This window comes from Actinomadura craniellae (genome assembly GCF_003289645.1).
GTDB lineage: Bacteria > Actinomycetota > Actinomycetes > Streptosporangiales > Streptosporangiaceae > Actinomadura_D > Actinomadura_D craniellae.
The window spans coordinates 41,541-53,174 of sequence record NZ_QLYX01000003.1; the positions used below are offsets into that span (position 1 = coordinate 41,541).

The window sequence follows — 11,634 nt, forward strand, 5'->3', positions numbered from 1 at the left end:
CGGGAATCCATGCAGTCATCAACACAGAAGAAGAGCATCGCCGGCACTCTCCTGAAGCTGCTCGGCAGCAAGGACGCCCCCGCCCGCCCCGCGCCCGCGGCGGCCGGCGCGGACGGCGACGTGGTCCAGCCCGCGGCCGGCGAGGGCGCGCTGGAGAACCACCTCGGCGGCGACGAGGCCCGCAACTACCGCAAGTACGAGTACGACATGGTCGCGCCGCATGTCGGGCGGTCGCTGCTGGAGATCGGCTCCGGCCTGGGCCATTTCTCCGAGCAGTTCGCCGGCCGGCTTGACTACCTGGCGGTCAGCGACAACGACCCGTACTGCGTCGAGCAGCTGCGCAAGCGCTACGACGGCAACGACGACGTCGAGGTGCTCGACCTGGCGCTGCCCGCCGACGTGCCGATCCGGCGCAAGGTCGACACCGTCGTCATGATGAACGTGCTGGAGCACATCAAGGACGACGTCCAGGCGCTGCGCGACCTGGCCGCGGTCACCGAGCCGGGCGGCCGGATCGTCATCTGGGTGCCGGGCTACATGCAGCTGTACGGCGAGTTCGACCGCAAGGTCGGGCATGTCACCCGCTACACGCCGAAGACCCTGAACGCCTCGGTGCGCGGGGCCGGGCTGGTCCCCGAAGTGCTCAAGCCGATCAACTTCCTGGGCGGCATCGCCTGGTGGGCGGCGGTCCGGCGGGGCGGCGCGGGCTACCCCGACCCCCGGCTGGTGAAGATCTACGACCGGACGGTCATCCCGACCACCCGCGCGATCGAGCGGGTGGTGCGCCCGCCGTTCGGGCAGACGGTGCTCTGTGTGGCCCGGGTCCCCGGCGGGAAGTGATCCCGGAAATCGTCGCGTCCCGGGCATGACTGGGTAGCGGCCGCGCGTCGCCGGGGGTCCCGGCGCGCCCCCGGGCCACAATCGTGCCGACCGGACGGGGGCGCGGGTCGCCTCTCTGCCCAGCGGAAGCACCCGGTCCGCGGCCCCGGAGGGTCAGCCACTGTAGTTCCCGTGTGGTCCGACGGTCCGGTGGCGGGAGCCCGGGAGGGGACGGTTCTCGCCGCCGGATTTCAGCGGGTTCGGCGGCCGGAGGCGTTCCGCGCGGCCGTGGCGGGCGCGCCGGGGATCAGGGCGCCGGGTCGAACAGGCGCAGCCGGTGGGCGGTGGCGGCGGCCTCGCCGCGGCTCGCCACCCCCAGCTTGGCCAGCATGTTCGACACGTGCACGCTCACGGTCTTGGCCGAGATGAACAGTGCCGCGGCGATCTCGCGGTTGGCCCGTCCCTCGGCCACCAGCCGCAGCACCTCCAGTTCGCGCGGGGTCAGGCCCAGCGGCGTCCCGGAGCCCGGCCGGGCCCGGCGCGACAGCTCGGCGATGCGTTCGCCGAGCGGGCGGGCGCCCAGTTGCCGGGCGACCTCCGCGGCCCGGCGCAGCCGCTCGGCGGCTCCCGCGCGGTCGCCGGGCAGCGCCGCAGCGGCCCCGTCCGCCAGCGCGCGGGCCAGCGGGTACAGCTGTTCCAGCACTTCCCAGGCGGCTGCCGCGGCGTCCCAGGCGGCCGGGTCAGGCCGGCCGTGGATCTCGGCGGCGAGAGCGGTGAAGGTCAGCCGGTGGGCCTCCTGGACCGGGTCCAGCACCTGCAGCGACTTGGCTCGCGCCTCGATCGCCGCGAACGCGGCGCGGTCGCCGGAACCGGCGCAGATCCGGGCGCCCTCCACCAGGCCGGGCCACAGGTAGCGTTCCCGGTCGGGGGAGTCGAAGTCGGCGAGCATCGGCTCGATCGCGGCCAGCGCCGCCGCCCGGTCGCCCTCGGCCCACCGCAGCGCGGCCGTCAGCCGCAGCACGGGCAGCAGGTGCTCGTAGTAGGGCGGGCTCTGGCCGAGCACCGCCGGTTCGGCGGCGGCCAGTGCGGCGGCGGCCTGGCCGAGCTCGCCGCGGGCGGTCGCCACCTCGCCGGCGAGCTGCCACAGGAGCGCCTGCTGGCTGCGCGGCGGGTCCTGGTCGAGGGCCTGCCGGAGCACGGTCGTCGCCTCGTCCCAGCGGCCCAGCGACACCAGCGGTTCAGCCTGGTTGATGGCCAGGGAAGTGCCCATGGTCCGACCGAGCCCGTACTCGCCGGCCAGCGCGATCCCGGCGCGCGCCACCTCGGCCGCGGCGGAGTGCCGCCCGGTCCCTTCCAGGATGTGCGAGCGGGTGACGTAGACGCGGAGCAGCGGAGAGTACGTCCCGGCCCGCCGGGCGACCTCCTCGATCCGGTCCGCCTCGGCCAGCAGCGCTGCGGGGTCGTGCGAGGAGTCGATGGAGCAGAGCAGAGCGCACCGCGCCTCGGCCTCGGCCTCGGCGTCACCGGCCTGCCGGGCCACCGCGACGGCCTCTTCGGCCGCTGCGCGGCCGGCCGCGAAGTCCGACACCTTGAGCAGGCCCCGGGCCAGCGCGACCAGCACGGTGGCGCGTTCGGCACTCGCGGGCTCGGCCGGTGTGCCGCGGACCGCCGCTTCCAGGTCCGTGACGCCCTCCTGGTAGCGGCCGAGTGAGGCGGCCATCCGGCCGCGCTGTTCCAGCAGGCGAGCCCGCCACCGGTCGGCGTCCGGCAGCCGCTCGACCTCCCGCAGCGCCGCGGTGGCGAGCTTGATGCCCCGCTCGTGCTCGCCGCTCAGGTCCGCGGCGGCGACCGCGCGCTCCTGGACTTCGACGTGGCCGGCGCCGATCCGCTCCGCGGCGTCCGGGACCAGGTCCCACAGCTCCAGGACCCGGGAGAGCATGTTCAGCGCCTCGGCGTGGGCGGTGGCGGCGAAGGCCTCGGTGGCGGCCTGCCAGGCGCTGATCAGCGCCCAGGTGGTGTTGTGCGCGGAGTGCCAGTGCAGGGCGAGTTCCGCCGCGGCCCGGCCGCGCGGCACCAGCGCCGGGTCGGCCGTCAGCGCCTCGGCGAACCGGGTGTGCAGCCGGGTGTGCTCGCCGGGCAGCAGGTCCCGGTGCACGGCCTCGCGGATCAGCGCGTGCCGGAACACGTACCCGTCGCCGTCGACGGTCAGGACGTTGGCCTCGACCGCCGGGCGCAGGCTCCGGGTCAGCGTGGCGTCGTCCAGGCCGGTGACGGCGGCCAGCAGCCCGTGGTCGAGGCGGGTGTCGCCGGTGCTGGCCGTCCGCAGCAGGTCCTGGGTCTCCTCGGGGAGCCGCCGGACGGCGGCGAGCAGCAGGTCGCGCAGCGACTCGGGCAGCTCGCGGGCGATGCCGCCGTCGCAGTCCACGAGGGACTCCACGAACAGCGGGTTGCCCTCGCTGCGCCGGTAGACGCGGTCGAGCTGGTCGGCCTCGGGCGTGGTGCCGGTGAGCTCACGGACCAGGTCGGCGACCTCGGTGCGGGTCAGCCGGCCCAGTTCCCGCCGGCGCACCCGGTCGATCCGGTCGAGCTCGGCGAGCAGCGTCCGCAGCCGGTGCCCGCGGTACAGCTCGTCGGTGCGGTACGTGACGACGAGCAGCACCGGGCGCGGGCCGTCGAGGTTGCGGACCAGGAAAGCGAGCAGGTCGTGGGTGGAGCGGTCGGCCCAGTGCGCGTCCTCGATCACCAGGGCAAGGGGGCCGTCCTCGGCCAGCCGCTCCAGCAGGGTCAGCACCAGTTCGAACAGCCGGGCCCGGTCTTCGGCGGTGTTCGTGCCGGGGTCGCCGAACTCGGGCAGCAGCCGGGCCAGCCCCGTCGCCGGGCCGGGCAGCAGTGCGGTGACCCCGTCGGTACCGAGTTCGCGGACGAGCCGGCGCAGCACCGCGGTGAAGGGGGCGAACGGGAGGCCGCCGTCCGAGCCCAGCTCCACGCAGCCCCCGACCAGCACCCGGGCGCCGTCGGCGCGGGTGCCGAACTCGCGGATCAGCCGGGTCTTGCCGACGCCGGCCTCGCCGCCGAGCAGGACCGCGCCGGGAGCGTCGGCCAGCGCCTGCGCCAGCAGGGAGAGGTCGGCCGAGCGACCCACCAGCGTGCTCACTGTCCTCCTCGCGCCCGGTTCGTCCTACCAGGATGCCAGGCGGGCACAAGTGAATTTTCCTCTCTTGCCGGAGCAACCAGGTCGGGGCCGAGGGCGTCATACTGGGTGTTCCCGACGAATCCCGCCTGGACGCCCCCCGCCAATGGCTGCCCAAGCCATTTCGGCAATTGCAGGAGCGCGTTATGTATGGACCGCCCCCCGGCCCGCCGGGACCGCAGTTCCCCTCGTATCCGCCTGGTCCGCCTGGTCCTCCCGGCCCGTTCGGCCCGCCCGGCCCTCCGTTCCAGCCTGGCCCGCCGCGCCGCTCGTCCGCCGCACCCCTGCTGATCTCCCTGGGTGTCGGGACCCTGGCCCTGTTCGTCCTCCTCGCCGTGGTCGTGGTGACGCTCGGCGGCGACGACGAGGACCCGGACCCCACCCGCACGACCGCCGTGTCCGCCTCTCCGTCGATCAATCCGCGCGCGGTACCGGCCAATTTCTCCGGTGTCTGGAACGGTCTGGGCTATTACCACAATTCAAGTGGTACGAAAAAGGAATTCTCCGCCACCATCACGCTGACGCAAGGCGCCGAGTCGGGCACCTCCACCTACACCGGGTTCGCCTGCTCCGGCGAGCTGCGGGTGGACTCGGTGACGTCCGACAAGATCGTGTTCTACGAGACGATCACCAAGGGGGCCGAGGCGGGCGGCAACTGCGCGTCCGTCCCGACCGGGTACGTGGCCCTGCGGCTGCGCGACGACGGCCAGGTCCAGTACTCCTGGTACAGCGACCGCACCCGCCTGGAGACCGACAACTCGTCCTCCCGCGCGGTCCTGGGCCGCCAGCAGCAGACCACCTGACACAAACCCCGGACGAGCGGCCGGGCCGCCGGCACTGGGCGGCCGGTGGCCCGGCCCGGCATCCTGTCGCGACCGGTGCGGCTTCCCGAGATCGGAGCGCAGTGATGATCGCCGAGGAGTACGGCTACGAGATCCGGCCGGGCCGGGCCCTGGACACCCCCGGAGTCGAGGCGATCCTCAAACGCCGCGAACGCGGGGTCCGGCTGGGCGCCCTCGCGGCCGCCATCAACGCGGTGCTCCTCGGCTACCTGCTGGCACGCATCGGCGACCCCACCTCACCGCTGTCCGTGCTGGTCACCCTGGGGCTGGGATTCGCGATCGCGGCGATCGGCGTCCCAACACTGCTGTGGCGCCGCGCCCGCCGCAAGGAACGACGCATCCTGACCACCTACGGCTGGCAGGTGTGGCCCTGCGCCACCCGGGAGGTACAGGTGGTCTCCGCCGAGGGACGCCGCGCGAACGGCCGCCACTGGGCGAAGGAGGGCCGCGTCGTGCTGCTGCGACCAGATGGCCAGAGCCACTGCTCGTTCCCCCCACCGCAGGAGGGCTGGGAGGGCCCGTTCCCGCCCGGTTCCAAGGGCCCCCACGACCACATGTGGTTCGCGGGCGACACCCGCTTTGGCGGAGTGCTGGCCGCCCCCGGCGGCCTCCCCTTCCGCTACGTCACCCGCACCAATCCCGCTACTTCTTCCGGGCGACCCCGCCGAACTCGATCCACTCCAGGGTCTGCTGGGTGACGTCGCCCAGGTTGGGGCGCCAGGTGGAGATCTCGACCAGGCCGGGGTCGACCAGTTCGAGGTCGTTGAAGAAGGGGCTCACTTCGGCGGTGGTGCGCACCCGGCCCCAGTTGTTCTGGGTGGCGGTCAGCATGAAGTCGGTCAGCCGGTTGCGCACCTCGTCGTCCTCGCTGACCAGGTGGCTGATCACCAGCATGCTGCCGGGGGCCAGCCGGTCCATCACCCGGCGGACCAGCGCGGCGGGGTCGTCCCCGTCGGGGATGCAGTGCAGTACGGAGACGAACAGCGCGGCGACCGGCTTGGAGAAGTCGAGCAGTTCGGTGATCGCGGGGTCGGACATGATCCCGTCGGTGTCGCGGATGTCCGCGGTGATGACGGTGGTCCGGTCGTTGTCGGCGAGCAGTGCCCGGCCGTGCGCCAGCACCACCGGGTCGTTGTCGATGTAGACGACGCTGGAGTCCGGGTCGACCCGCTGCGCGATCTGGTGGACGTTGTCCTGGGTGGGCAGGCCGGAGCCGTGGTCGAGGAACTGCCGGATGCCCTCCTGCTCGGCCACGTACCGCACCGCCCGCTGGAGGAACTTGCGGTTGTTGATCGCCAGGGCGCGGGTGCTGGGCGCGGCCTTGGACAGTTCCTCGGAGGCGTCCCTGTCGACGGCGTAGTTGTCCTTGCCGCCGAGGAAGTAGTCGTACATCCGGGCGACGCTGGGGACCTTCGGATCAAGCAAAACGGGCTCCTCGCCGAGTGATCGCCGAAGCGGGGAAGTCTGGCGATCAAGTACCAAGTGCATCATGACGGCTCTCCTGCCAGAGATCGAAGATCTTTACATAAGTGAGATGCGAACCGTGCAAGGCGCGCGGATCGGCAGAACTTGACCAGCCGGGGTCAGCACCGTTGTGGCGGTCCGTTTTGTTCCAGTGACCTGCTTCCGCGATGCTTGTGGGGTGTCAACGGAGACTTCGCCCGACATCGCGGCGTCCGCGGCCTCGCTGCGCCGGTTCCTGCACGGGCTGCCAGGAGTGGACCAGGTGGGCGCCGAGGAACGGGCCGCGCGCCTCGCCACCCGATCAATCAAGACCACGGCCAAGGCGGAGGCCATCGACCTGGCGATCGGCATGGTCGACCTGACCACCCTGGAGGGCGCCGACACGCCCGGCAAGGTGCGGGCCATGTGCGCCAAGGCCGTCCACCCGGACCCCACCGACCCCGAGGTGCCCCGGGTGGCCGCCGTCTGCGTCTACCCCGACCTGGTGGCCGAGGCGGTGCGCGCGGTCGAGGGCTCAGGCGTCGGGGTGGCGGCGGTGGCCACCGCGTTCCCGTCCGGCCGGGCCCCGCTGGAGGCCAAGCTGGCCGACACCCGGGCGGCGGTCGCGGCCGGCGCCACCGAGATCGACATGGTGATCGACCGGGGCGCGTTCCTGGCCGGGGACTACATGAAGGTCTGGGACGAGATCGTGGCGACCCGGGAGGCGTGCGGCGACGCCCACCTCAAGGTGATCTTCGAGACCGGTGAGCTCGCCACCTACGACAACGTGCGGCGGGCGTCCTGGCTGGCGATGCACGCCGGGGCCGACTTCATCAAGACCTCCACCGGCAAGTTGTCGCCCGCCGCGACGCTGCCGGTGACGCTGGTCATGCTGGAGGCGGTCCGTGACTTCCGCGCGCGGACGGGCCGCCGGGTGGGGGTCAAACCCGCCGGCGGCATCCGCACCACCAAGGACGCGATCAAGTACCTCGTGCTGGTCAACGAGACGGCCGGGCCCGACTGGCTCGACCCCGCCGCGTTCCGGCTGGGCGCGTCCAGCCTGCTCAACGACCTGCTGATGCAGCGGCAGAAGCTGCGCACCGGCGTGTACGCGGGTCCCGACTACTTCACCCTGGACTAGGAGCGTCTAGATCATGAGTTCGGATGTGCCTCGGGGTGACGCGCTGTTCGAGTACGCGCCGGCGCCCGAGTCGCGCGACGTCGTCGACATCAAGCCCGCATACGGCCTGTTCATCGGCGGTGAGTGGGTCGACGGGTCGAGCGAGACCCGCAGCAAGACGATCGACCCGTCCACCGAGGAGCCGCTGGCCGAGGTCGTCTGGGCGGACGCCGCCGACGTCGACCGGGCGGTGGCCGCCGCCCGGAAGGCCCACGACGAGGTCTGGGGCCCGATGCCGGGCCGGGAGCGGGCCAAGTACCTGTACCGGCTGGCCCGGCTGATCCAGGAGCGGTCGCGCGAGCTCGCCGTGCTGGAGTCGATCGACAACGGCAAGCCGATCCGCGAGTCGCGCGACGTGGACCTGCCGCTGGTGGCGGCGCACTTCTTCTACCACGCGGGCTGGGCCGACAAGCTGGAATACGCCGGGTACGGCCCGGACCCCCGCCCGCTGGGGGTGGCCGCCCAGGTCATCCCGTGGAACTTCCCGCTGCTGATGCTGGCCTGGAAGATCGCGCCCGCGCTGGCCTGTGGCAACACCGTGGTGCTCAAGCCCGCCGAGACGACCCCGCTGACCGCGCTGGCCTTCGCCGAGCTGTGCCGGCAGGCCGACCTGCCGCCGGGCGTGGTCAACATCGTCACCGGGGCGGGCGAGACCGGGCGGCTGCTGGTGGAGCACCCGGGCGTCGACAAGGTGGCCTTCACCGGCTCCACCGAGGTCGGCAAGCAGATCGCCCGGGCGGTGGCCGGCACGGCCAAGCGGCTCACCCTGGAGCTGGGTGGCAAGGCCGCCAACATCGTCTTCGACGACGCGCCGCTGGACCAGGCGGTGGAGGGCATCGTCAACGGGATCTTCTTCAACCAGGGGCACGTGTGCTGCGCCGGGTCGCGGCTGCTCGTCCAGGAGACGGTGGCCGAGGAGGTGCTCGACCGGCTGAAGGTCCGGATGGCCACGCTGCGGGTCGGCGACCCGCTGGACAAGAACACCGACATCGGGGCGATCAACTCGGCCGCCCAACTGGAGAGGATCCGGGCGCTGTCGGAGATCGGCGAGCGGGAGGGCGCCGAGCGCTGGTCGCCGCCGTGCGAGCTGCCGTCGCGCGGCTTCTGGTTCGCGCCCACGGTCTTCACCGGGGTCGCCCAGTCGCACCGGATCGCCCGGGAGGAGATCTTCGGGCCGGTGCTGTCGGTGCTGACCTTCCGCACCCCGGCGGAGGCGGTGGAGAAGGCCAACAACACGCCGTACGGCCTGTCCGCCGGGGTGTGGACCGAGAAGGGCTCGCGCATCCTGTGGACGGCGCAGCGGCTGCGCGCGGGCGTGGTCTGGGCCAACACGTTCAACAAGTTCGACCCGGCGGCGCCGTTCGGCGGCTACCGGGAGTCCGGCTTCGGTCGGGAGGGCGGCCGGCACGGGCTGGGCGCCTACCTGGCCGGCGCCCAGCGGTGAGGGGACGGAACCGGTGGCACAGTCCGACGCGCGGCTGCCCGTGCGCAAGACCTACAAGCTGTTCATCGGGGGTGCGTTCCCCCGGTCGGAGTCCGGCAGGTCGTACGTGGTGAACGATGCCCGGGGCGGGTTCCTGGCCAACGCCTCGCAGGCCTCCCGCAAGGACGCCCGCGACGCGGTGGGCGCGGCCCGCAAGGCGTTCGGCGGCTGGTCGGGGCGGACCCCCTACAACCGGGGGCAGATCCTGTACCGGATCGCGGAGATGCTGGAGGGCCGGCGCGGCCAGTTCGTCGAGGAGCTGCGCGCGGCCGGGGCGGCCAAGGGCGCGGCGGGCGCCGAGGTGGACGAGGCCGTGGACCGGTGGGTCTGGTACGCGGGGTGGGCCGACAAGCTCGCCGCGGTGGCCGGCTCGGCCAACCCGGTGGCGGGTCCGTTCTTCAACTTTTCCACCCCGGAGCCGACCGGGGTGGTGGCGATCGTGGCCCCGGACTCGCCGCTGCTGGGCCTGGTGTCGGTGGTGGCGCCCGCGATCGTGTCGGGCAACACCTGCGTGGTGGTCGCCTCGGAGCCGGCGCCGCTGCCGGCGATCACGCTGGCCGAGGTGCTGGCGACCTCGGACCTGCCGGGCGGGGTGGTGAACGTGCTGACCGGCCGGCGGGCGGAGCTGGCACCGTGGCTGGCGTCGCACATGGACGTCAACGCCCTGGACCTGGCGGGCGCCCCGGCCGACCTGGCCGGATCGCTGGAGGAGGCGGCGGCCGGGAACCTCAAGCGGGTGCTGCGGCCGGGCCCGGAGGCCGGGATCGAGCGGATGACGGCCCTGCTGGAGACCAAGACCGTCTGGCATCCGGTAGGCACCTGATCGTCTGATTCGGGTGTAGATCCGCCGAAGCGTGGAATAGAACACCCCGTATCAGATGATTACGGGGGGTAGTTCTATGCCTACCAAGAGTACGTCCATGCGGGCCGGTGCCCGGGCCACCAAACGGCCCGCCACCCGGAAGCCCGCGGCGACCCGCTCGACGGCCAGGAAGCCGGCACCGAAGCGGCATCGCCGGACGACGGCCAGGAAGCCCGGGACGGCGTCGAAGGTCTCGTCCGCCGCGGTCGGCCAGCTGAGGTCGGCGGTGGACCGGGCCACGGACCCGGCCCAGCACATGCACGCCATGCGGAAGGCCATGGCGGGCGCCGCCCGGGCGATGGCCGAAGCCGCCAAGATCATGGACGCTGCCGCCAGGGCGCTGGCCAAGCAGGCGGGGAGCGGTCCCGCGCGTCCCGCCACGCGCCGCCCGGCCGCCCGCAAGCCCGCGGCGAAGCCGGCGACCAGGCCCGCGGCCAAGCCGAAGGCCAAGCGCGGCACGGGCCGGATGAAGCCCCCGGCCCCGGCCGGCCTGCTCCCGTCCCGCAGCGAACCCATGCGTCCCGACAGCGGCTTCCTGGCCGGGGTGACCAGCAACAACGAGAACCGGAGCCGCTGAGCCGTACGGGGCCCTGCCCGCCGGCGCAGGGCAGGGCCCCGGAGAGTCCCGCGCCGGCCGGTGAGAGTAGGGGAGGCGAGCATGCCCGACCGGATCGGAGAGCGAGATGGACGAGAAACAGATCCTGGAACTGATCGACGAATTCGTGGCGGAGGAGCACCGGCTGCGCGAGTTGGCCCGGCGGGACGCGTTGACACAGGAGGACGAACGGGCCCGGCTGGACCGCCTGGAACAGGCGCTGGACCAGTGCTGGGACCTGCTCCGGCAGCGCCGGGCCCGGCTCTCGGCGGGCCAGGACCCCGGCGAGGCACGGCCCAGGCCGACCGGCGAGGTGGAGGACTACCTGCAGTAGGCCGGATCGACTACGGCCGGTCGCTGCGGTTCGGCTACCTCCTCACACCGCTGGCCGACGCGTCCGCGCTGGAACTGGGGGAGGAGGCCGACCGGCTGGGACTGGACCTGGTCGGCGTCCGGGACCACCCCTACCAGCGCCGGTACCACGACGCGTTCGCGCTGATGGCGGTGCTGCTCGCACGCACCTCGCGGATCCGGGTGTTCCCCGACGTGGCCTGCCTGCCGCTGCGCCCGCCCACGGTGCTCGCCAAGACCGTGGCCTCCCTGGCCGAGCTGAGCGGCGACCGGATCGAGCTGGCTTTGGGCGCGGGGGCCGAATGGGAGGCGATCGAGGAGTACGGCGGCACCCGGCGAACGACCGCCCAGGGCCGCGCCGCGCTGGGCGAGGCGATCGAGATCGCCCGGCTGATCTGGTCGGACCTGCGGGTGGCCCGCTTCGAGGGAGGGCACTACCGGCTCAGCGGGGCGCGCCCGGTCCTGCCCAGCCTGCCGGGCGTCTGGCTGGGCGTCACCGGGCCGAAGTCGCTGGAGCTGACCGGCCGGGCCGCCGACGGCTGGGTCGTCACCTCCGCGCAGGTGCCGCCCGCCCGCCTGCCCGAAAGCCAGCAGATCATCGACGCGGCCGCGCGGGCGGCGGAACGCGATCCGGCCGCCATCCGGCGCGTCTACAACGTGATCGGCTCCATCGACGAGGCCGCCCGCCGGGGGCCGTTCTCCGGCCCGGTCGAGCAGTGGGTCGAGGACCTGGCCGGCCTCGCCACCACCTGCGGCATCGACACCTTCATCTTCGCCGGGCCGGCCGAGCAGCTTCCCACGTTCGCCCTGGAGGTCGTCCCCGCCGTGCGCAGCCTGGTGGTCCGGCTCCGCGGCCGGACCGGCTGACC

At 73.1% G+C, this 11,634-nt stretch carries 11 protein-coding genes; 9 read left to right on the plus strand and 2 right to left on the minus strand.

What is annotated here, in order from left to right; genetic code table 11:
- The first annotated feature begins 9 nt into the window (after positions 1 to 9).
- Positions 10 to 840: a class I SAM-dependent methyltransferase gene (locus DPM19_RS06865; protein ID WP_111863983.1), complete on the plus strand. Its 831-nt coding sequence runs from the start codon at positions 10 to 12 to the stop codon at positions 838 to 840.
- 286 nt (positions 841 to 1,126) lie between these two features.
- Here DPM19_RS06865 and DPM19_RS36915 read toward each other — a convergent pair whose 3' ends face one another.
- Entirely contained in the window at positions 1,127 to 3,973 is a 2,847-nt protein-coding gene (locus DPM19_RS36915) for a helix-turn-helix transcriptional regulator (protein ID WP_111863984.1), read from the minus strand.
- A 182-nt stretch (positions 3,974 to 4,155) separates the two neighbouring features.
- Between DPM19_RS36915 and DPM19_RS06875 the strand changes: the two genes are divergently transcribed.
- Together DPM19_RS06875 and DPM19_RS06880 are read left to right on the plus strand one after the other, a co-directional pair.
- The gene (locus DPM19_RS06875) at positions 4,156 to 4,812 is read left to right on the plus strand and encodes a hypothetical protein (protein ID WP_111863985.1); all 657 of its coding nucleotides are present in this window, start codon (positions 4,156 to 4,158) and stop codon (positions 4,810 to 4,812) included.
- A gap of 104 nt (positions 4,813 to 4,916) precedes the next feature.
- Positions 4,917 to 5,549, plus strand: a complete 633-nt coding sequence (locus tag DPM19_RS06880) for a hypothetical protein (RefSeq protein ID WP_111863986.1) — start codon at positions 4,917 to 4,919, stop codon at positions 5,547 to 5,549.
- Here DPM19_RS06880 and DPM19_RS06885 read toward each other — a convergent pair.
- Positions 5,494 to 6,276, minus strand: coding sequence for an SAM-dependent methyltransferase (locus tag DPM19_RS06885; RefSeq protein WP_233509947.1), 783 nt, complete (start codon positions 6,274 to 6,276; stop codon positions 5,494 to 5,496). The genes DPM19_RS06880 and DPM19_RS06885 overlap by 56 nt on opposite strands.
- 217 nt (positions 6,277 to 6,493) lie before the next feature.
- On the opposite strand from DPM19_RS06885, the gene deoC reads away from it, so the two are divergent.
- The 6 genes from deoC to DPM19_RS06920 all read left to right on the plus strand — a co-directional run bounded on the left by deoC (position 6,494) and on the right by DPM19_RS06920 (position 11,632).
- Positions 6,494 to 7,435 (plus strand): deoxyribose-phosphate aldolase, encoded by a 942-nt coding sequence (deoC, locus tag DPM19_RS06890; RefSeq protein WP_111863987.1) that lies wholly within the window; start codon positions 6,494 to 6,496, stop codon positions 7,433 to 7,435.
- Positions 7,436 to 7,448: 13 nt separating this feature from the next.
- Complete coding sequence (locus tag DPM19_RS06895) at positions 7,449 to 8,918, plus strand: aldehyde dehydrogenase family protein (RefSeq protein ID WP_199484907.1); 1,470 nt, start codon at positions 7,449 to 7,451, stop codon at positions 8,916 to 8,918.
- A 13-nt stretch (positions 8,919 to 8,931) separates the two neighbouring features.
- On the plus strand, positions 8,932 to 9,780 hold the full coding sequence (locus DPM19_RS06900; protein ID WP_233509948.1) for an aldehyde dehydrogenase family protein: 849 nt from the start codon (positions 8,932 to 8,934) through the stop codon (positions 9,778 to 9,780).
- A gap of 76 nt (positions 9,781 to 9,856) precedes the next feature.
- Positions 9,857 to 10,396, plus strand: coding sequence for a hypothetical protein (locus tag DPM19_RS34750; RefSeq protein ID WP_146778759.1), 540 nt, complete (start codon positions 9,857 to 9,859; stop codon positions 10,394 to 10,396).
- 106 nt (positions 10,397 to 10,502) lie between these two features.
- Entirely contained in the window at positions 10,503 to 10,748 is a 246-nt protein-coding gene (locus tag DPM19_RS06915; RefSeq protein ID WP_111863990.1) for a DUF2630 family protein, read from the plus strand.
- Positions 10,643 to 11,632, plus strand: a complete 990-nt coding sequence (locus DPM19_RS06920; RefSeq protein ID WP_233509949.1) for an LLM class flavin-dependent oxidoreductase — start codon at positions 10,643 to 10,645, stop codon at positions 11,630 to 11,632. The genes DPM19_RS06915 and DPM19_RS06920 overlap by 106 nt, the downstream gene beginning before the upstream one ends.
- Positions 11,633 to 11,634: the final 2 nt, after the last annotated feature.